Here is an 18,890-nt window from a genome sequence, read left to right as displayed (position 1 = left end):
CAAGACAATAGCCCCATGTCTATAAAGGAAATTCACTCGCGCCAAGCGTCATCGCTGCGGCAGGCCGTGATCGCCGCCCCTTGCCCCCGCCGCCCAGCCCGCTAGACAGGCGCAATAAACTTGCGGGGGACGCATCAACATTATGGAACGCCTGATCGGTCTGCTCGGCATCGTCGCACTGCTTGCGATCGCCGTGCTGTTTTCGTCGAACCGCCGCTGGATTCGCCCGCGCGTCGTCGTCCCCGCCTTCCTGCTGCAGGCCGGTTTCGCGCTGCTCGTGCTCGGCACGCCATGGGGCCGCGCGATCATCGGCGCGATGTCGACCGGGGTGTCGAACCTGCTGAGCTATGCCGACGAGGGCACCAAATTCCTGTTCGGCGAGGTGCTGACCCAGCCGCCCTATGGCAAGGCGGTGTTCGCGATCGGCGCGCTGCCGGTGATCGTCTTCTTCGCGTCGCTGATCTCGGTCCTCTATTATCTGGGCGTGATGCAACAGATCATCAAATGGGTCGGCGGCGGCATCCAGAAGATCACCGGCGTGACCAAGGTCGAAAGCCTGGGCGCGGCGGCAAACATCTTCGTCGGGCAGAGCGAAAGCCCGCTCGTCATCCGTCCCTATCTCGCCGGGCTGACCCCGTCGCAGCTGTTCACGATCATGACCGTCGGCATGGCGGGTGTCGCGGGCACGATCCTCGGCGCCTATGCCGGCATGATCGGCGAGCATCTGCTTCCCTATCTGCTCGCCGCGAGCTTCATGTCGGCGCCGGGCGGCATATTGATGGCCAAGATCATCATGCCCGACGACCCCAAGGATATCGGCATCGAACCGATCGTCATGCCCGAGGCGAGCCATGACGAGGAAAAGCCCGCGAACATCATCATGGCGGCGGCGCAGGGTGCGCAGACCGGCGTCAAGCTGGCGGTCGCGGTCGGCGCGATGGTGCTGGCGTTCGTCGCGCTCGTCGCGCTCGCCAACGGGCTGCTCGCCGGGATCGGCGGCTGGTTCCATGTCGACGGCCTGTCGTTCCAGTCGATCATCGGCCAGATCTTCCGCCCGGTGATGTGGCTGATGGGCGTGCCCTGGTCCGAATCGGACGCCGTCGGCGCGCTGTTCGGCAGCAAGATCGTGCTCAACGAATTCGTCGCCTTCATCGACCTCGGCAATATGCAAAAGGCCGGCGGGTTGTCGCCGGCGTCGATCGCCATCGGCACCTTTGCGCTGTGCGGTTTCGCCAATTTCAGCTCGATCGCGATCCAGATGGCGGTCACCGGCAGCCTGGCTCCCAACCAGCGCCCGATGATCGCCAAGCTGGGGCTGAAGGCGCTGCTCGCGGGCAGCCTGTCGAACCTGATGTCGGCAGCGCTCGCCGGGCTGATCCTGAGCGTCACCCCGCCGCTGACCACGCCGGAACCCGTACCAGCCGCGCCGGTGACGGCCCCCGCGGCGACGCCGGCACCGGAGGTCGCGCCGGCCCCCGCCGCCCGGCCCTGATTTCGCAAGCAACGATGCGAGCTTAGTACCGCTCTGGCCGCGATGAGGTTTGCGCGGCCTTCGCCCATGCTGTAATCTCGGCCTTGAACGAATCTCCGGGTCGCAGTCACAGCAGGGGAGAACGTATGAAAGCCGTGCATCGTCTGTCCATCATCGGCGCCGTCGCGGCGGCGCTGACCGGGGGGCTGCTCGCCACCTCGAACGCGCAAACCCCCGAAGAACGGCTCTATCGCCCGCCCGAGGCGACCATCTATCGCGATGCCGCCTATCGCGGCCCGGCGGTCTTCATCGGCGAGGCGAAGACCGATCTCGGACTCGCCTGGCCGGTCAATTCGATCCGCGTCGCCAGCGGCCGCTGGGAGCTGTGCGAAAAGACCCGCTATCGCGGCAATTGCCGCACCGTCGACCGCGACACGCCGATGCTCGGCAGCGTGCTGCGCGGGATGACCGTCCAGTCGATCCGCCCGGTCGGCGGAGGCGGTGGCGGCGGAGGCGGCTGGAACCCGAATCCGCCCGCGAACGACCAGAGCGCCCGCGGCAGTTTCGCCGAATTCCACACCCAGCCATCGACGAACGGCTATCGCGTCCTCGCCTGCGCCAACGGGTCGGCGACCGCCGCCTGCGCCGCGCGCGCCGCTGATACCTGGTGCCGCTCGATCGGCTGGAACGGGTCGGCACGCGAGCATATGGAAACGATCAATCGCCGCGAGTATCTGGCCGATGTGCTCTGCGTCCGCTCGGGCTATTGAAGGGGAAGGCCATGAAACGGACAATCATCCTGCTGGCCGCAGCCGGGACTGCGCTCGGCGGTTGCGCCTCGGTCCCGCGCCAGACCGGCACCAGCTATGCCTGCAGCGGCGGCACCCGGCTCAACGTCAACTATACCGGCAATGGCGCGATCGTGCGCGTCAACGGGATGCGGACGCTGGTGCTGAAACAGACGCCGTCGACGGGCGGGTCGGTCTATGAAAACAAGACCGGGGCACGGCTCGCCCGCAACGGCAATGAGGTGACGTGGAACACCGCCGTCCGCAGCGCCGCCGAACGCTGCCAGGTCGTGATGACGCCGCTATAAGCTCATGGCGCCGAGGGCCGCCCGGACCTCTTCGACAAAGAGGTCCGGCTGTTCCCATGCGGCGAAATGACCGCCGCGGTCGAGTTCGTTCCAGTAGACGATATTCTTGTAGCGCCCCTCGGCCCAGCGCCGCGACAGCCGCATGATTTCGAGCGGGAACAGGCTGCATCCGGTCGGCACATGGATTTCGCCGAAGCCGAACTCTGCGAAGCTGTGCCAATAGAGCCGCGCCGACGACGCCGCGCTGTTGGTCAGCCAATAGAGGCTGACGGTGTCGAGCATGGCATCCTTCGACAGCGCGTTTTCGGGATGGCCGCCGATCGACTGGCCGCCGGGCTGGTGGCCGCAGTCGGTCCAGCCATGGCATTTCTCGACGATCCAGCACATCTGGCCGACCGGCGAATCGGCGAGGCCATAGCCGATCGTCTGCGGGCGGGTCGCATGCTGGGTCGAATAGCCATTGTCCTTGGTCCGGTACCATTGGAAGCGCGCGAGATAGGCCTTCTCGTCGTCGGTGAGGTCGGCCATCGTGGCGGGATCGGGCTGGCCGACGATCATGTTGACGTGGATGCCGGCGCAATGGTCGGCGTGGTTGCCGCCGATCGCGCAGGTCACCGCGCTGCCCCAGTCGCCGCCCTGCGCGAAATAGCGGGTATAACCGAGCGCGACCATCAGCGCGTCCCACGCCGCCGCGATATGTTCGACGCCCCATTTCGCCTCGGCCGGCTTGCCCGAAAAGCCGTAGCCGGGGAGCGAGGGGATGACGAGATGATAGTCGGCCGACAGCGGTTCGATGACGTCGAGGAACTCGATCACCGACCCCGGCCAGCCATGGGTGAGGACGAGCGGCCGCGCGTCGGGATTGTCCGAGCGGATGTGGAGAAAGTGGATATCGAGGCCGTCGATCTCGACCAGATAATTGGGCCAGGCATTGAGCCGCGCCTCGATCCGCCGCCAGTCGTAGTGGTCGCGCCAATAGGCCGCGAGCTGCTGCGCATAGGCGAGCGGCACACCCTGGTCCCAGTCGCCGACCGTTTCCTGTTCGGGCCAGCGCGTGTTCGCGAGCCGCGCCTTGAGGTCGTCGAGCGCCGATTGCGGCACGTCGATCGTGAACGGACGGATGGTGCCGACCTGCATGATTTTCTCTCCCCCTCTTGCCCCCGGTTTCGGGCTTATGGCCGTGCGGGCGCCTTGCAGCCGCGCTCGAGTCCGACGCCTTTCAGAAAGCCGCGACGCACCGTTCCGGCATAGACCGCCGCCGCATAGCGCCGCCGTTCGGCGTTGGCGCCGGTGACCTCGCCGATGAGACCGCGAAACGGAATGATCGATCCCGCCACATTACCCGCGACGCGGCCGGCGGTCTGCTCGCGCTTCTTGGCCCGGCTCTCGTCGACCTGTTCGTTGACATCGGGGCCGAGTACCGCATCGAGTTCGGTGATTTCCTGAACGATCGCCGCGCATTTGCCCATGCCCGCGAGCGAATAGGGCGCGCCCTGGATCGCCAGCAATTTTTCCGGGACTTCCTTGCCGTCGAACGGCTCGGTCACCGAATTGGCGGTATCCTTGATCGTCGAATCCTCGGGCGCGCCTTTCTGGGCGTGCGCCGACGGCGCGAAGACGAGACCGGAAAGGGCGAGGAGGACTAAGGATTTCCGTTGCATATCAGGCTCCTGCTATGACGCACCATTAGTCCGCTAACGCCTCAAACGACATTCGGCTCCCGACCCGTTATTGCGCGACGCACCAAGCCGCGTCCAGCCGCAACAAGGACAGCCCCGGAGGCTCAGCGCGTCGGAACCGGCGCCTCGCCGGTCCAGTCGTAGAAACCGCGCCCGGCCTTTTTGCCGACCCAGCCCGCCTCGACATATTGAACAAGCAAAGGTGCCGGGCGGAATTTGGGGTCGCCGGTACCGCTCTGCAGTACGCGGATGATTTCGAGGCAGGTGTCGAGTCCGATGAAGTCGGCGAGCGTGATCGGGCCCATCGGATGGTTGAGACCCAAGCGGCAGCCGGCGTCGATGTCCTGCATCGTCGCGACGCCTTCGCCGAGCGCGAAGATCGCCTCGTTGATCAGCGGCATCAGCACGCGGTTGACGATGAAGCCCGGCGCGTCGTTGGCGTGGACGATCTGCTTGCCGAGCCCGCGGCCATAGGCCTCGACCGTCTGAAGCGTCGCGTCGCTGGTCGCGAGGCCGCGGATCAGTTCGATCAGCCCCATGACGGGGACCGGGTTGAAGAAATGCACCCCGATGAAGCGCGCCGGGTCGGGCGCCGCCTGCGCGAGGCGGGTGATCGGAATCGAGCTGGTGTTGCTGGCGAGGATCGCGGTCGCCGAGAGGTGCGGGCCGACGCTGGCGAAGATCGCGCGCTTGATCTCCTCGCGCTCGGTCGCCGCCTCGATCACGAGGTCGGCGGGGGCGAAGGCTTTATGGTCGGCGACCGGGGTGATACGCGCCAGCAGCGCGTCGGCATCGCCCTGGCTCATCTTTTCCTTGGTCACGAGGCGACCGAGGCCCTTGGCGATGCCCGCCTTGCCCGCTTCGGCGCGCGCGAGGTCGATGTCGGAGAGCAGTACGTCATGGCCAGCGCCCGCCGAAACCTGCGCGATGCCCGCGCCCATCTGGCCCGCGCCGATAACACCTACGATCATGATCCGCCCTTTCGCTGAAAATATGCGCGTGCCCTACGGCTTCGGGCTGGCGCGTCAAGGGATGGAGCGTCAGGGGGCCGAGCGGAAGGCGGTCGCTTCGGCAAGGATCAAGGCAAAGGCGGGATCGGCATCGTCCCACGTCGCGACCGGGGTCCAGCCGCTGGCGCGGAGCAGCAGGTTCGCGTCGCGGGCTCCGTATTTATGGCTGTTCTCGCTGTGGATCGTCTCGCCCTTCGCCATATGATAACGGCGGCCGTCGACGGTGAAGTCCATGTCGCAGGCGGCGACGAGGTGCATTTCGATCCGCGCATGGACGTCGTCCCAGACGGCGCGGTGAAGGAAATTGTCGACCGGGATCGTACCGCCGAGTTCGCGGTTGATGCGGGTGAGCAGGTTGAGGTTGAACGTCGCAGTCACCCCCGCCGGATCGTCATAGGCGCGTTCGAGGACCGCGATATCCTTGATCCGGTCGATACCGATCAGCAGCAGCGAACCGTCGCCGAGCGCCTCGCGCCAGTTGCGCAGCAGGTCGATCGCGGTGCGCGCGACCATGTTGCCGATCGTCGAGCCGGGAAAGAACCCCAGCTTTGGCAGCGGGCAGATTTCGCGCGGCAGCGCGACGCGCTGGGTGAAATCGGCCTCGACCGGATAGATGGCGAGCCCCGGGAAGCGCACGGCGAGCGCGTCCGAACTTTCGCGCAGGAAATCGCCCGAAATATCGACCGGGACATAGGCGGCGGGACGGATCGCTTCGAGCAGCAGCGGCGTCTTGGTCGAGCTGCCCGATCCCAGTTCGACCACCGCGCGGCCGGGGCCGATCGCCGCGGCCATTTCGCCGGCATGGCGTTTGAGCAGGTCGGTCTCGCTGCGCGTCGGATAATATTCGGGGAGCGTCGTGATATCCTCGAACAACGCCGATCCCGTCGCGTCGTAGAACCAGCGCGCCGGCACCGCCTTTTGCGCCTGCGACAATCCCGCATGGACGTCGGCGCGAAAGGCGATATCGATCCCTGCGGCATCGGCATCGACCTGGCGGAGATTGCGAACGACACCCATGTCAGAGATCCTTGGCTAGCCGCACGCCGGTGAACTGCCAGCGCTGGTGGGGATAGAAGAAATTGCGGTAGGAGGCGCGCAGATGGCCGCGCGGGGTCGCACAGCTGCCGCCGCGCAGGACGAACTGGCCGCTCATGAACTTGCCATTATATTCGCCGACCGCGCCGGGTGCGGCGCGGAAGCCGGGATAGGGGCGATAGGCGCTGCCGGTCCATTCCCACACGCTGCCGAACATCTGTTGCAGACCGATGTCGGCGGCGGGTTCGGCGGATGGCTGGACGGGTCCGGCGCCGTCGAGCTGGTCGCCCGATGCGGGGTCGAGCGCCGCGGCTGCGGCCTCCCACTCGATTTCGGTCGGCAACCGCGCGCCGGCCCAGCTGGCGAAGGCGTCGGCCTCGAAAAAGCTGATGTGGGTGACGGGCGCGTGCGCGTCGATATCGCGCCAGCCCGAAAGCGTGAATTGCCGCCCGTCGCGCCAGTAGGCGGGCGCCTCGACATCCTCGCGCTGCACCCACGCCCAGCCGTCGCTGAGCCAGAGCGACGCGGTATGATAGCCGCCGTCGGCGATAAATTGCTGCCATTCGCCATTGGTGACGGGGCGGCTGGCCAAGGCGTGCGGGGTGAGAAGCGCCGAAAACTGCGGACCTTCACAGTCGAATGCAAAATCGTCGCCGCCGTGGCCGACCGAAACCACGCCCTCGGCACCCTTCACCCAGCGGATCGCGCCGGCATCGCCCGATGCGGCAGAAGGCGCAGAAAACTGTGCAACTTCATTCGCGATTGCACTTTTTTCCCATGCGGCGGGGCCGAGCGGGTTTTGCGCGAAAAGATGCTTCAGGTCGGTGAGCAGCAGTTCCTGATGCTGTTGTTCATGATGGAGGCCGAGTTCGACCAGCGCCAGCGCGGCGCGCGACAGGTCGGGCAGCGCGCTCTGCACCGCGGTGTCGACATGGGCGCGCCAGATGCGGATTTCGTCGAGCGACGGACGCGTCAGCAGCCCGCGCTGCGGCCGCGCGTGGCGCGGCCCCTCGGCGTCATAATAGCTGTTGAAAAGAAAGGGGTAGCGGGCGTCGAACAAGACATAGCCCGGCACATGGTCGCGCAGGACGAAGGTTTCGAAGAACCAGCTCGTATGCGCGAGGTGCCATTTGGCGGGCGACGCGTCGGGCATCGACTGCGCGCTGGCATCGGCGTCGGACAGGGTCGCGACGAGATCGAGCGACAGGCGGCGCGTCGCGGCGAAGCGCTGCGTCAGCTCTGCTGCCAGATCGGCAAGTTGGACTATCAGCGGAGCATCGGTGCGGCTGGCCATGTTGAGACAATCCCCCGGACGGTGATTCGGTTTCGCAGCGGAGGAGGAATATGGTTACAGGGCGAGAGAATGTCTAGAACATTTGGGGAACGATAAGCAATCCTCCCCGTCGCGCAGCGATGGGGAGGGGGACCGCCCGAAGGGTGGTGGAGGGGCCGCAACGCCGCGTCATAGCCCCTCCGTCAGCGCTTCGCGCTGCCACCTCCCCATGGCTTCGCCACAGGGAGGATTGTCTCAGCGCGTCGCGCCAGGCTTCCAGAGGATGTCACCGCCCGCCGCGGCGTTGAGGTGGCGCGTCAGCACGAACAGATGGTCCGAGAGGCGGTTGAGATAGGTGAGCGCGAGCGGGTTGAGGTCGCGGGTCGCCCCCGCGGCGACCGCCGCGCGTTCGGCACGGCGGGCGATGGCGCGCGCGAGGTGGAGCCGCGCCGCCGCCTCGGTGCCGCCGGGCAGGATGAAGCTTTTGAGCGCGCCGAGATGCTCGTTCATCGCGTCGATCTCGTCCTCGAGCCGCGCGATTTGCGTGGGCACGATGCGCAGCGCCATCGCGTGCGGACCGAAACCGAACTGGATATCGGCGGGGGTGGCGAGATCGGCGCCGAGGTCGAACAGCTCGTTCTGGATGCGCGACAGCATCGCCGCTTCGTCGCTGGCGGGGTCGAGCGCGGCGGCGGCGATACCGACCGCACTGTTCGCTTCGTCGACGTCGCCGATCGCCGCCATCAGCGCGTCGGACTTGGCGATGCGCGAACCGTCGACGAGCCCGGTGGTGCCGTCGTCGCCGGTGCGCGTGTAGATCTTGTTGAGCTTGACCATCGGACGCGGGCGCGGACGCCTATTGCCCCGCGGCGAGCAGGCCGATCAGCACGATCAGGATGATCGTGATCGCCTGCCACTTCACGCGCGACATCATCATCTTGTTCTGCATCACCTGATTCTCGTGCGCCGTGCCGTCCATCGCGGCGCGGTGGCCTTGCGAGAAATAGAAGAGTCCGCGCGCGAGCGAGAAGAGGACGAAGCCGGCCGCCACAACGACGCCGAGGATGAGCAGGATGGACATGTCGTCTATCTAGGGCATTTGCAGCGAATAGCCAGTGGGAAGCCGTCCGCCGAGCAGATCGGCGGCGAGCGCGTGTCCGTCGGCGCCGCTGGCGCGCAGCGCGGCGAGCGACGCCGCGGCGTCGCGCTTCGCCAGCCGTTTGCTGTCGGGGCCGCAGACGAGCGCGTGGTGGCGATACAGCGGGGTCGGCAGGCCGAGCAGCGCCTGAAGCAGACGGTGGACGTCGGTCGCGGCGATCAGATCGGCGCCACGGATGATGTGCGTCACCCCCATCATCGCGTCGTCGACGGTGCTGGCGAGATGGTAGCTGGCGGGGGCATCCTTGCGCGCAAGCACGACATCACCATGTGCGCGGGGGTCGGCCAGCCGGGGGCCTTTCCCCCGCCCTTCCCAATGAAGTTCGCCCGCGACATCGGCGGCTTTCGCCATGTCGAGCCGCCAGCAATGCGGTTCGCTGGCGCGGCTTGCCCGTTCGGCTTCGGTCAGGTGGCGGCAGGTGCCGGGGTAGATCGCTCCGGATGGCCCGTGCGGCGCCGCGAGGCTCGCGGCGATATCGGCGCGGGTGCAGAAGCAGGGGTAGAGGAGATCGCGGGCGACCAGATCGTCGAGCGCCGCCTGATAGGTCGCGAGCCGCTCCGACTGGCGCAGCGGCTCGCCATCCCAAGCGATGCCGAGCCAGGCGAGGTCGGCGAGCGACGCCGCGACATAGGCCTCGCGCGAGCGGCTGCCGTCGATGTCGTCGATACGGATATGGAAGGCGCCGCCGGCGCGGCGCGCGGCGTCGAACGCGAGGACGGCGCTATAGGCGTGGCCAAGGTGGAGGTCGCCGGTCGGGCTGGGGGCGAAACGGGTCAGCATGGTTTAAACCGGATTCTCCACATCATGTGGGACACTCAGGGAAACCTTCCCATATGTTGCGGACGATGCCCCCTTGACGTCAGATTCTGATACGTCATGTAATGACCCTGTCACTTGAGGAAGGCAGTGGCGCGCCAACCCGAGAAGCAAAGGGGGCTGCGTTACCAAGCCATGTTCCATCCCGATCTTGCCCGGCATCCCGATAGTTGCCCCGCGCTTGTTTTGAACGCCGACTATACGCCGCTCAGCTATTACCCGCTCAGCCTGTGGCCGTGGCAGACCGCGGTCAAGGCGGTGTTTCTCGACCGCGTGACGATCGTCGAAAATTACGAGCGCGAAATCCATTCGCCGACGCGGACGATGCCGATCCCGAGCGTCATCGCGCTGCGGCAATATGTGAAGCCGTCGCAGCACCCGGCGTTCACGCGCTTCAACCTGTTCCTGCGCGACCGCTTCGCGTGCCAATATTGCGGGTCGGGCAAGGATCTGACCTTCGATCATGTCGTGCCGCGCCGCCTCGGCGGGCGCACGACATGGGAGAATGTCACCACCGCCTGCGCGCCGTGCAATCTGAAGAAGGGCGGGCGGACGCCGCAACAGGCGCATATGCCGATCCACCGCCAGCCCTGGCGCCCGACGTCGTGGCAGTTGCAGGACAATGGCCGCTGCTTCCCCCCGAACTATCTGCATACGAGCTGGATCGACTGGCTGTACTGGGACGTCGAGCTGGAGGGGTGACTGGAACATAACGAAGCGGACAGCGTAGGTTCAGCGGGGCGGCGCTAGCGGGCCGCATCGATCGAAAACAGGAGAAACCTCATGGCGCGCTTCACCCGCAACCTCGCGCTCGCCCTCGCCGCCCTGCCGCTCGCCGCCTGCGCGACGATCATGCCGTCCGAACAGCCGGTGTCGGTCACCGGCAGCATCACCTATCGCGAGCGCATGGCGCTGCCGCCGACCGCGCAGGTCGAGGTCACGCTCGCCGACGTCAGCCTGATGGACGCACCGTCGAAGACGATCGCGCAGCAGTCGTTCACCGCCGACGGCCGGCAGGTGCCCTTCGCTTTCTCGCTGACGGTCGACGAGCGCCGCCTCGACCCGCGCGGCCGCTATTCGGTCTCGGCGCGGATCACCGACGCCTCGGGCAGGCTGATGTTCATCACCGACACGCACAATGGCGTGACCTTCGACGGCCGGCCGGCGATCGACCTGGGCACGCTGGTGCTGGTGAAAACGCGCTGACGATCGGCGCCGCAGCTTTCAGCAATTAATGTCGGTGGATACACCCATCTCGTGCAGCATCTTTTCCACCCTAGGGAAATCAAACTGCCATTCGTCATAAATGTCCGTGGGACGGAGCGCGGGTTCCATGGCGATGCCTTGGCAGCAATAACATATCTGAAGTTCGCCAATTTGACGTCCCGACTTGTCATAATATCGGAAAAAATGATGCGGGATGAAGCAGTCGACATAGGCTCGGTTGTCCGCCTCCTTCTTCGTCATCCGATAGAGATGGACCGACTTGTCGACAATCGCCCGCTGTTGGGACGTTAGTACCACCCCCTCCGGCCGCGACGTCCACGCCCCCCTTTTTGCCTGATCCTCAAAGGATAAATCAGCAACGATTAGCCGAACCTCGCTGGCGTCGGGCCAAGGCGTAATCGGCACAGACCCTGCCGTGGGTTGGATAGGCGGGGATAGAATAAAATCTTCTTCGGCCTCACCGGGCGCGATTGCCAGAGCCAATACCAGGCCGATTGCGACGAACAAGGCCATCCATATGGCAAAGATGGCGTTCCTGTTTTTCATATCCCTCGCTCCATTGGATGATGGTCGCGCGACCCTGTCCGATACGCAACCATATATCGCGTTGCGGTGGTTTGCTGAGTAAGCTCAAACTAGGGCTGGATCGAAGCCTTGGCCTACGATAGCGAGACGGGCGGACGGCTGGCGTGCGGGGGTGCGCGGCGGCCTGCAAGGGGGGAATATTCATGGCGTATGAAGGCGGCTCGGGTAACACGTTCAAGAATCTCTGGTCGCCCGACCTGACGACGCGCGCGGGGGCGCTCAATGCCGCGCAGACGGCATCGCTGGCACTGTATATCGTCGCTGGCGCAAGCGCATTCCTGCTGTACGCGTCGGTGGGTTTCGACAATCTGATCGCGCTGCTCGGACAGGCGCATCCCGTGCTGTTGCTGACTTTGGCGCAATTGGCGCTGATGCTGATCGCCGCGACGATGCTGCGTTATGGACGCGGGGCGATCCTCGCAATCATCTCCGCCGCGCTCTACGCGCTTGGCATGGTGCTCAACGGCAACATCATCAACTGGGTCGTCGGCATCATCATGTTCGCCGCGATGGTCGGCGGGGTGCGTGGCGCGCTCGCGCTGAGCAGGGGGCGCGGGTTCAGCGACGACGTCATCGACACCTTCGCCTGAAGAGGCTGTGCGCATGGCATAGCTATGCGCGTCCATCCCCGGCTTGACGCTGTGCCTTCGCAGGTGCAGCAACCGCGCATGGGGCCTCCGATCCAGATCTCGCAAAATCCCGACATCCGCTATCTGGGGCGGATCCTGGGCGACGTCATCCGCGCTTATGGCGGCGAGAAATTGTACCGGCAGACCGAATATATCCGCTCGGTCAGCGTCGACCGGCACCGCGGGATCGACGGGGCCGAGGCGATCGACACCGGGCTCGATGCGCTCAGCCTCGACGACACCATCGCCTTTGTGCGCGGTTTCATGCTCTTCTCGATGCTCGCCAACCTTGCCGAGGACCGGCAAGGGATCGCGGCCGAGCCCGAGGCGACGGTCGCGGCGGCGCTGGCGCGACTGAAGGACGGCGGGATCGATAGCGACGCGGTCGCGCAGTTGATGAGCGCCGCGCTGGTCGCACCGGTGCTGACCGCGCACCCGACCGAGGTGCGGCGCAAGTCGATGCTCGACCACAAGAACCGCATCGCCGAACTGATGCTGCTGCGCGATGCGGGCGCCGAGGAGACCGCCGAGGGCGATATCGTCGAGGACGCGATCCGCCGCCAGATCGTGCTGTTGTGGCAGACACGGCCGCTGCGCACCGAGAAATTGTTCGTCGCCGACGAGATCGACAATGCGCTGACTTACCTGCGCGACGTGTTTCTGCCGGTGCTGCCCAAACTTTATGCGCGCTGGGAGAAGGAGCTGGGGCAGCGTCCCGCGAGTTTCCTGCGCGTCGGCAGCTGGATCGGCGGCGACCGCGACGGCAATCCCTTCGTCACCGCCGGGACGCTGCGCGAAGCGACCGCGCGCAACGCCGCCGCGGTGCTCGGCCATTATAGCGACGCGGTCCACGCGCTCGGCGCCGAACTGTCGGTGTCGGCGGGACTCGCCCCCGTGCCCGAAGCGGTCGAGGCGCTGGCCGAGGCGAGCGGCGACACCGCGCCGAGCCGCCGCGACGAACCCTATCGCCGCGCGCTGTCGGGCATTTATGCCCGGCTCTGCGCGACCTTCACCGCGATCACCGGCAAGCCCGCGCCGCGCCCGTCGGCGCTGACCGGCGAACCCTATGCGACCCCGGGCGACTTCCGCCGCGATCTTGTCATGCTGGCCGACGGCCTCGAAGCAAGCGGCGAAGGCCAACTCGGCGGGATCGGCGCGCTGGGGCGGCTGATCCGCGCGGTCGAAGTCTTTGGCTTCCACCTCGCGACGCTCGACATGCGGCAAAACAGCGCGGTCCACGAACGCGTGCTCGGCGAAGTGCTGCGCGTCGCGGGGGTGTGCGACGATTATGCCGCGCTCGATGAAGAGGCGCGCGTCGCGCTGCTCACCGCCGAGCTGGCGAGCGACCGCCCGCTCGCGGCGTCGTGGCACGAGTGGAGCGAGGAGACCGAAGGCGAACTGGCGATCGTCCGCGCCGCCGCCGATGTCCGCGCGCGGCTCGGCCCCGATGCGATCTGCCAGTGGATCATCAGCATGGCGCAGACCTTGTCCGACCTGCTCGAAGTCCATGTGCTGGCGCGCGAGGCGGGGCTGTGGCGGAGCGGCGAAGCGGCGGGCAAGAGCAACCTGATGGTCGTGCCGCTGTTCGAGACGATCGCCGACCTCGACAAGGCGCCGGCGATCATGGCGCGATACTTCGCGATGCCCGAAATCGGCCCGCAAGTGGCGCTGCGCGGGCATCAGGAAGTGATGATCGGCTATTCGGATTCGAACAAGGACGGCGGCTATCTGACCTCGACCTGGGGGCTGCACCAGGCGTCGCAGGCTTTGACCCCGGTCTTCGCCGCCGCCGGACCCTCGATGCAATTGTTCCACGGCCGCGGCGGCGCGGTCGGGCGCGGCGGCGGCAGTGCCTTTGCCGCGATCCGCGCCCAGCCCGCAGGCACGGTGCAGGGCCGCATCCGCATCACCGAACAGGGCGAGGTGATCGGCGCGAAATATGGCACGGCGGACAGCGCGGCGACCAACCTCGAATCGATGGTGTCGGCGAGCCTGCTCGCCAGCCTCGAGCCCGAGATATTGGGAGCGGCCGACTGCGTGCGCTTTACCGCCGCGATGGACGCGGTGTCGGACGGCGCCTTCGCCGCCTATCGCGGGCTGGTCTACGACACCCCGACCTTCAAGGATTTTTTCCGCGCGATGACCCCGATCGCCGAGATCGCGACGCTGAAGATCGGATCGCGGCCGTCGAGCCGCACCAAGTCGACCGCGATCGAGGATTTGCGCGCGATCCCCTGGGTGTTCAGCTGGGCGCAGGCGCGCGTCATGCTGCCCGGCTGGTACGGGACGGGCGAGGCGTTTTCGGGGTTCGCCGACAAGGTGCTGCTCAAGGATATGGCGGCGAGCTGGCCCTTCTTTGGCGCGCTGCTCGGCAATATGGAGATGGTGCTCGCGAAATCCGACATGGGGATCGCGGCGCATTATGCGGGGCTGGCGAGCCATATCGACGGGCACGACGCGATCTTCGGGCGGATCAAGGACGGCTGGAACCGCGCGCACGACGGCCTGCTCGAAATTACCGGCCAGACGCGGTTGCTTGAGAAGAATCCGGCGCTCGAGGCGTCGATCCGGTTGCGGCTGCCGTATATCGAGCCGCTCAACCTGCTGCAGATCGAGCTGATGAAGCGCCACCGCGCGGGCGAGACCGATGCCCGGATCGCCGAGGGCATTCAGCTGACGATCAACGCGATCGCGACGGCCTTGCGGAACAGCGGGTAGAGCCGAGCCCTACCCTATCCCGTTTGTGTCGAGCGAAGTCGAGACACGCAAACGCCGCGCCAGCGTGTCTCGACTTCGCTCGACACAAACGGAGGTTGGGCGGGTCTTGGCCACCCTATTTCGAAACGATCCGCACCTCGCCCTTGGCGTTCGCGCCGTCAGGGGCGAAGGCGACGGTGAAGGCGTCGCCGTCCTTGTCCGTGCCCGCGAGGGTGTCGCCGGTGCGGCTGACCTTGATCGATTTTTTCGCGAATTCACCCGCCATCCAGTCGGCCGCCTTCGCCGGGGTCGCGGGCGAGGTGAAGCCGAACTTCACCACCGCGTCATTGGCGCCATTCTTGTCATTGGCGTTGATGTCCATCGTGGTGATCTGGCTGCCCGGGAACAGCTTCACTCCGTCGATGTCGAAATCGCTGTTGATATCGAGGTCGGCGATATCGGGGATGTCGAGGTCGATATTGACCCCGGTGCCGTCGATCTTGAGCTTGCCACCGTCCTTGCCCGAGGTGATGTGGACCGCGCCGCCGTCGCCGTCGGCGTTGATCGTCAGTTCGGGGGAGTTCTTGGGCTTTTCGTCCTGCCCGCAGGCGGCGAGGAGCATCATCGGGGGAATGAGGAACGCGAAACGCATGGGCCATCTCCTTGGTGAGTTATATTAATAATACACCTAGGCGTGGACGGAGTCAATTTCCACGACGCGTCGCCTCGGCCGTGGATGATATGATTCGCGCAGAGGCGCAGAGAACGCCGAGAGAGAAAGGAAAGGGCGGCAAAGCCGCCAATCTTTTCCTCGTCCTTCGACCGCGCCCCAGCGCAAAACAAAATCTCTGCGCTCTCTGCGCCTCTGCGCGATTTTTTTCTTTCGCTACGCGTCGATGCTCGTCCGCACATCGCCGTGGACCAGCCCGCCGTCGACGGTGATCGTGTCGCCGACGACATAGTCGCCCGCTTTCGAGGCGAGGAAGATCGCGGCGCCGGCCATATCCTCGGGCACGCCGATGCGCTTGACCGGGATGCTCTGCGCCACCGCATCGCCGTGGTCGCGCGCGGCCTTGTTCATGTCCGACTGGAAGGCGCCGGGGGCGATCGCGGTGACGAGGATATGATCCGAAACCAGCCGCGCCGCGAGGCGCTTGGTGAGGTAGAGGATCGCCGCCTTCGACGCATGATAGCTGTAGGTTTCCCAGGGGTTGAGCCGCTGGCCGTCGATCGAGCCGATGTTGATGACCTTCGAGGGCCGCGCCGCGGTGCCGCCGGCCTTGAGCAGCCCGTGCAGCGCCTGCGTCAGGAAGAAGGGCGATTTGACGTTGATGTCCATCACCTTGTCCCAGCCCGCCTCGGGGAAACCCTCGAAGGGTTCGCCCCAGGCCGCGCCGGCATTGTTGACGAGGATGTCGAGGCGTTCCTCGCGCGCTTCGAGTTCCTTGGCCAGCGCGCGGCAGCCCTCGACGGTCGAGAGGTCCACGGGAAGCCCGATGACCTTGCCCGGGTAGCGCGTTTCGAAATCGGCGACAGCTTCCTCGATCTGCGCACTCTTGCGCGCCGAGATATAGACGCGCGCGGCGCCCGCGGCGAGATAGCCCTCGACGATCATCTTGCCGATGCCGCGCGAGCCGCCGGTGACGAGCGCGATGCGGCCGTCGAGGCCGAACATGTCATTGAGATTCATTGTCTCATCCTTTTGCTCCCTCCCCTTCAGGAGAGGGTTGGGGTGGGGCCTGTGGGCTCGATGCCCTCCCCGCTGCGACTAGCGAACGAGTTCGCAAGTCTCGCTGCCCCTCCCGCTTGCGGGAGGGGTGAGATCAGTAGCCGTTCATCCGCGCGACCTGGTCGATGTGGTAATGCACATCGCCCATATACTCCGCCAAAGCGCGGTCGCGTTTCATGTAGAGGCCGATGTCATATTCGTCGGTCATACCGATGCCGCCGTGCATCTGGACGCCCTCGCGTACCGCGAGGTTGGCGGCGCGGCCGGCCTTGGCCTTGGCGACCGAGACCATCAGCCTGGCGCCCTCGCTGCCCTGATCGAGCAGTTCCTGCGCCTTCATCACCGTGGCGCGCGCGACTTCCATCTCGCCATAGAGGTGCGCGGCGCGGTGCTGGAGTCCCTGGAACTCGCCGATCAGCTTGCCGAACTGCTTGCGTTCCTTGAGGTAGGTGACGGTCATATCCATCGCCCCCTGCCCGACGCCGACCATTTCGGCGGCGGCACCGGTGCGGGTCGCGGCAAGCAGCGCGTCGAGGATGTCGCCGCCGGCATCGACCTCACCGATCACCGCGTCGGCATCGAGTTCGACACCGTCGAGCGTGACATGGCTGGCGAGGCTCGAGTCGACGAGGCGGCGCGGATCGACGGTGACGCCCTTGGCATCCTTGGGCACCGCGAACAGCGTGATGCCGCCGTCGGTCTTCGCCGCGACGATGCTCATGTCGGCGACATGGCCGTGGAGGACGAAGCTTTTCTTGCCGTCGAGGCGGAAGCCGTTGCCCGAGCGCGTCGCGCTGGTCGCGATACGGTCGGGGCGGTGCTTGGCGCCTTCGTCGATCGCGAGCGCGATGATCGCTTCGCCGCTGGCGATCGCGGGGAGCCAGCGCTCGGCCTGCGTGCCGCCGGCCTTCGCCAGCGCGGCGACCGCGCCGACGCCGGTCGACAGGAAGGGCGACGGGGTCAGGTTGCGGCCGATTTCCTCGAGCACGATGCCCGCCTCCATATGCCCCATGCCGAGCCCGCCATGCGCCTCGGGAACGAGCATGCCGGGCAGGCCCATGTCGGTGAACTGCGCCCAGAGGTCGCGCGAAAAGCCGGTGGCGTCGGCGGTATCGCGCAGCTTGCGCAGGTGCGAAACCGGCGCCTGTTCGGCGACGAAGGGCGCGACGCTGTCCTTGAGCATCGCCTGGTCTTCATTGTGATACAAAGGCATGGGTCAGGCTCCGGGCAGGTCGAGGATACGCTTGGCGATGACGTTGAGCATGACTTCGCTCGTCCCGCCTTCGATCGAATTGGCCTTGGTGCGCAGCCAGCCGCGCGCGCGCGCGCCGCCCTTGGTCTCTGCGCTGTCCCATTCGAGCGCTTCGCTGCCGCCGCCCGACATGACGAGTTCGTGGCGGCGCTTGTTCAGCTCGGTGCCGACATATTTCATCATGTTCGACGACGCCGGATGCGCGCGGCCGGTCTTCCACATGTCCATGAAGCGTTCGCCCATCGCACGATAGGCAAAGACATCGACGTCGAACGCCGCCATTTCGGCGCGCAATATCGGATCGTCGAGTTCGCCGGCGGCATTCTTGCCGAACGCCTTGGCAAAGGCGCCGCCGATGCTGACCATGTCGCCGCCGGCGCCGCCGCCCGAGATCATCTCGCGTTCGTGGCCGAGCAGATATTTGGCGACGTCCCAGCCGCGGTTGATCTCGCCGATAAACTGCGTCTTGGGCACTTCGACATCGTCGAAGAAGGTTTCGCAGAAGGGCGAATTGCCCGAAATCAGCAGGATCGGCTTGGTCGTGACGCCCTTGCTCGCCATGTCAAAGAGCATGAAGGTAATGCCCTGATATTTATTCGCCTTGTCGGTGCGGACGAGGCAAAAAATCCAGTCGGCCTTGTCGGCATAGCTCGTCCAGATCTTCGACCCATTGACGACCCAATGATCGCCCTTGTCTTCGCCGAAGGTCTGCAGACTGACGAGGTCGCTGCCCGAGCCGGGTTCGGAATAGCCCTGGCACCAGCGGATTTCGCCGCGCGCGATCGGGTTCAGATACTCGACCTTCTGCTCTTCGGTGCCGAATTGCAGCAGCGCGGGGCCGAGCATCCAGATGCCGAAGCTGTCGAGCGGCGAGCGCGCATGGATGCGCTTCATTTCCTGTTTGAAGACCTTGGTCTGCTCGGGCGTCAGCCCGGCGCCGCCATAGGGTTTGGGCCAGTCGGGGACGGTGTAGCCTTTGGAAACACAGGCATCGAGCCATTGCTTCTGCGCCGCGTTCTTGAACTTGAAGTTGCGCCCGCCCCAGCAGACGTCATCCTCGTCACGGATCGGTTCGCGCATTTCGGCGGGGCAGTTCGCCTCCAGCCATTCCCGCACCTCGGTGCGGAAAGCGTCCAGTTCGCTCATCCTTCGGGCTCCTCTTCTGCCGCCAAATCTACGTCCGCTTCGCTAGTTTACGCAAGCGTCAACTTGGGACCCGCGACCTGCCGTTA

20 protein-coding genes are annotated in these 18,890 nt (G+C 65.9%); 7 read left to right on the top strand and 13 right to left on the bottom strand.

The window, feature by feature from the left end:
• Positions 1-142 precede the first annotated feature (142 nt).
• The 3 genes from EEB18_RS11315 to EEB18_RS11305 all read left to right on the top strand — a co-directional run bounded on the left by EEB18_RS11315 (position 143) and on the right by EEB18_RS11305 (position 2,567).
• Entirely contained in the window at positions 143-1,492 is a 1,350-nt protein-coding gene (locus tag EEB18_RS11315; protein ID WP_187139179.1) for a NupC/NupG family nucleoside CNT transporter, read from the top strand.
• 125 nt (positions 1,493-1,617) lie between these two features.
• Entirely contained in the window at positions 1,618-2,241 is a 624-nt protein-coding gene (locus EEB18_RS11310; protein WP_187139180.1) for a beta/gamma crystallin-related protein, read from the top strand.
• 11 nt (positions 2,242-2,252) lie between these two features.
• Positions 2,253-2,567: an MliC family protein gene (locus EEB18_RS11305; RefSeq protein ID WP_187139181.1), complete on the top strand. Its 315-nt coding sequence runs from the start codon at positions 2,253-2,255 to the stop codon at positions 2,565-2,567.
• On the opposite strand, the gene EEB18_RS11300 is transcribed toward EEB18_RS11305, so the two are convergent.
• The 8 genes from EEB18_RS11300 to gluQRS all read right to left on the bottom strand — a co-directional run bounded on the left by EEB18_RS11300 (position 2,562) and on the right by gluQRS (position 9,503).
• Positions 2,562-3,704, bottom strand: a complete 1,143-nt coding sequence (locus EEB18_RS11300) for an epoxide hydrolase family protein (RefSeq protein WP_187139182.1) — start codon at positions 3,702-3,704, stop codon at positions 2,562-2,564. The genes EEB18_RS11305 and EEB18_RS11300 overlap by 6 nt on opposite strands.
• 35 nt (positions 3,705-3,739) lie before the next feature.
• Positions 3,740-4,228 (bottom strand): hypothetical protein, encoded by a 489-nt coding sequence (locus tag EEB18_RS11295; RefSeq protein ID WP_187139183.1) that lies wholly within the window; start codon positions 4,226-4,228, stop codon positions 3,740-3,742.
• 122 nt (positions 4,229-4,350) lie between these two features.
• Positions 4,351-5,217, bottom strand: a complete 867-nt coding sequence (locus EEB18_RS11290; RefSeq protein WP_187139184.1) for a 3-hydroxyacyl-CoA dehydrogenase NAD-binding domain-containing protein — start codon at positions 5,215-5,217, stop codon at positions 4,351-4,353.
• A gap of 69 nt (positions 5,218-5,286) precedes the next feature.
• Complete coding sequence (egtD, locus tag EEB18_RS11285; RefSeq protein WP_187139185.1) at positions 5,287-6,273, bottom strand: L-histidine N(alpha)-methyltransferase; 987 nt, start codon at positions 6,271-6,273, stop codon at positions 5,287-5,289.
• Between the two features lies 1 nt (position 6,274).
• Complete coding sequence (egtB, locus tag EEB18_RS11280; RefSeq protein WP_187139186.1) at positions 6,275-7,585, bottom strand: ergothioneine biosynthesis protein EgtB; 1,311 nt, start codon at positions 7,583-7,585, stop codon at positions 6,275-6,277.
• Positions 7,586-7,819: 234 nt separating this feature from the next.
• Positions 7,820-8,401 (bottom strand): cob(I)yrinic acid a,c-diamide adenosyltransferase, encoded by a 582-nt coding sequence (locus EEB18_RS11275; protein ID WP_187139187.1) that lies wholly within the window; start codon positions 8,399-8,401, stop codon positions 7,820-7,822.
• A 19-nt stretch (positions 8,402-8,420) separates the two neighbouring features.
• Entirely contained in the window at positions 8,421-8,645 is a 225-nt protein-coding gene (locus EEB18_RS11270) for an HIG1 domain-containing protein (protein WP_056342260.1), read from the bottom strand.
• Between the two features lie 9 nt (positions 8,646-8,654).
• The gene (gene gluQRS, locus EEB18_RS11265) at positions 8,655-9,503 is read right to left on the bottom strand and encodes a tRNA glutamyl-Q(34) synthetase GluQRS (RefSeq protein ID WP_187139188.1); all 849 of its coding nucleotides are present in this window, start codon (positions 9,501-9,503) and stop codon (positions 8,655-8,657) included.
• A 171-nt stretch (positions 9,504-9,674) separates the two neighbouring features.
• Here gluQRS and EEB18_RS11260 point away from each other — a divergent pair, with 171 nt between their 5' ends.
• Both EEB18_RS11260 and EEB18_RS11255 read left to right on the top strand, forming a co-directional pair.
• Positions 9,675-10,241, top strand: coding sequence for an HNH endonuclease (locus EEB18_RS11260; RefSeq protein WP_056342256.1), 567 nt, complete (start codon positions 9,675-9,677; stop codon positions 10,239-10,241).
• 81 nt (positions 10,242-10,322) lie between these two features.
• Complete coding sequence (locus tag EEB18_RS11255) at positions 10,323-10,745, top strand: YbaY family lipoprotein (RefSeq protein WP_187139189.1); 423 nt, start codon at positions 10,323-10,325, stop codon at positions 10,743-10,745.
• An 18-nt stretch (positions 10,746-10,763) separates the two neighbouring features.
• On the opposite strand, the gene EEB18_RS11250 is transcribed toward EEB18_RS11255, so the two are convergent.
• A complete protein-coding gene (locus EEB18_RS11250; protein ID WP_187139190.1) occupies positions 10,764-11,312 on the bottom strand; it encodes a hypothetical protein in 549 nt (182 codons plus the stop codon).
• A gap of 182 nt (positions 11,313-11,494) precedes the next feature.
• Between EEB18_RS11250 and EEB18_RS11245 the strand changes: the two genes are divergently transcribed.
• Positions 11,495-11,941 (top strand): hypothetical protein, encoded by a 447-nt coding sequence (locus tag EEB18_RS11245; RefSeq protein WP_187139191.1) that lies wholly within the window; start codon positions 11,495-11,497, stop codon positions 11,939-11,941.
• A gap of 78 nt (positions 11,942-12,019) precedes the next feature.
• Positions 12,020-14,698 (top strand): phosphoenolpyruvate carboxylase, encoded by a 2,679-nt coding sequence (gene ppc / locus EEB18_RS11240; protein WP_187139192.1) that lies wholly within the window; start codon positions 12,020-12,022, stop codon positions 14,696-14,698.
• A gap of 115 nt (positions 14,699-14,813) precedes the next feature.
• On the opposite strand, the gene EEB18_RS11235 is transcribed toward ppc, so the two are convergent.
• The 4 genes from EEB18_RS11235 to EEB18_RS11220 all read right to left on the bottom strand — a co-directional run bounded on the left by EEB18_RS11235 (position 14,814) and on the right by EEB18_RS11220 (position 18,804).
• Complete coding sequence (locus tag EEB18_RS11235; protein ID WP_187139193.1) at positions 14,814-15,329, bottom strand: hypothetical protein; 516 nt, start codon at positions 15,327-15,329, stop codon at positions 14,814-14,816.
• A 234-nt stretch (positions 15,330-15,563) separates the two neighbouring features.
• Positions 15,564-16,367, bottom strand: a complete 804-nt coding sequence (locus EEB18_RS11230) for an SDR family oxidoreductase (protein WP_056342243.1) — start codon at positions 16,365-16,367, stop codon at positions 15,564-15,566.
• Between the two features lie 133 nt (positions 16,368-16,500).
• Positions 16,501-17,619 (bottom strand): acyl-CoA dehydrogenase family protein, encoded by a 1,119-nt coding sequence (locus EEB18_RS11225; RefSeq protein ID WP_187139194.1) that lies wholly within the window; start codon positions 17,617-17,619, stop codon positions 16,501-16,503.
• Positions 17,620-17,622: 3 nt separating this feature from the next.
• Positions 17,623-18,804 (bottom strand): acyl-CoA dehydrogenase family protein, encoded by a 1,182-nt coding sequence (locus tag EEB18_RS11220; protein WP_187139195.1) that lies wholly within the window; start codon positions 18,802-18,804, stop codon positions 17,623-17,625.
• Positions 18,805-18,890: the final 86 nt, after the last annotated feature.

It is taken from the genome of Sphingopyxis sp. OPL5 (assembly GCF_003797775.2).
In the GTDB taxonomy this organism is placed as follows: domain Bacteria; phylum Pseudomonadota; class Alphaproteobacteria; order Sphingomonadales; family Sphingomonadaceae; genus Sphingopyxis.
Note: the sequence above shows the minus strand (reverse complement) of the source record. Positions and strands in the feature narration are given on the sequence as shown.

Bases quoted from the DNA above. Each gene is read 5' to 3' on its own strand.
- EEB18_RS11250 (WP_187139190.1), bottom strand. From the start codon at position 11,312: ATGAAAAACAGGAACGCCATCTTTGCCATATGGATGGCCTTGTTCGTC.
- EEB18_RS11245 (WP_187139191.1), top strand. From the start codon at position 11,495: ATGGCGTATGAAGGCGGCTCGGGTAACACGTTCAAGAATCTCTGGTCG.
- gluQRS (WP_187139188.1), bottom strand. From the start codon at position 9,503: ATGCTGACCCGTTTCGCCCCCAGCCCGACCGGCGACCTCCACCTTGGC.
- EEB18_RS11310 (WP_187139180.1), top strand. From the start codon at position 1,618: ATGAAAGCCGTGCATCGTCTGTCCATCATCGGCGCCGTCGCGGCGGCG.
- EEB18_RS11315 (WP_187139179.1), top strand. From the start codon at position 143: ATGGAACGCCTGATCGGTCTGCTCGGCATCGTCGCACTGCTTGCGATC.
- EEB18_RS11230 (WP_056342243.1), bottom strand. From the start codon at position 16,367: ATGAATCTCAATGACATGTTCGGCCTCGACGGCCGCATCGCGCTCGTC.
- EEB18_RS11305 (WP_187139181.1), top strand. From the start codon at position 2,253: ATGAAACGGACAATCATCCTGCTGGCCGCAGCCGGGACTGCGCTCGGC.
- EEB18_RS11225 (WP_187139194.1), bottom strand. From the start codon at position 17,619: ATGCCTTTGTATCACAATGAAGACCAGGCGATGCTCAAGGACAGCGTC.
- EEB18_RS11290 (WP_187139184.1), bottom strand. From the start codon at position 5,217: ATGATCGTAGGTGTTATCGGCGCGGGCCAGATGGGCGCGGGCATCGCG.
- EEB18_RS11295 (WP_187139183.1), bottom strand. From the start codon at position 4,228: ATGCAACGGAAATCCTTAGTCCTCCTCGCCCTTTCCGGTCTCGTCTTC.
- egtB (WP_187139186.1), bottom strand. From the start codon at position 7,585: ATGGCCAGCCGCACCGATGCTCCGCTGATAGTCCAACTTGCCGATCTG.
- ppc (WP_187139192.1), top strand. From the start codon at position 12,020: ATGGGGCCTCCGATCCAGATCTCGCAAAATCCCGACATCCGCTATCTG.
- EEB18_RS11255 (WP_187139189.1), top strand. From the start codon at position 10,323: ATGGCGCGCTTCACCCGCAACCTCGCGCTCGCCCTCGCCGCCCTGCCG.
- EEB18_RS11270 (WP_056342260.1), bottom strand. From the start codon at position 8,645: ATGTCCATCCTGCTCATCCTCGGCGTCGTTGTGGCGGCCGGCTTCGTC.
- EEB18_RS11220 (WP_187139195.1), bottom strand. From the start codon at position 18,804: ATGAGCGAACTGGACGCTTTCCGCACCGAGGTGCGGGAATGGCTGGAG.
- EEB18_RS11235 (WP_187139193.1), bottom strand. From the start codon at position 15,329: ATGCGTTTCGCGTTCCTCATTCCCCCGATGATGCTCCTCGCCGCCTGC.
- EEB18_RS11300 (WP_187139182.1), bottom strand. From the start codon at position 3,704: ATGCAGGTCGGCACCATCCGTCCGTTCACGATCGACGTGCCGCAATCG.
- egtD (WP_187139185.1), bottom strand. From the start codon at position 6,273: ATGGGTGTCGTTCGCAATCTCCGCCAGGTCGATGCCGATGCCGCAGGG.
- EEB18_RS11275 (WP_187139187.1), bottom strand. From the start codon at position 8,401: ATGGTCAAGCTCAACAAGATCTACACGCGCACCGGCGACGACGGCACC.
- EEB18_RS11260 (WP_056342256.1), top strand. From the start codon at position 9,675: ATGTTCCATCCCGATCTTGCCCGGCATCCCGATAGTTGCCCCGCGCTT.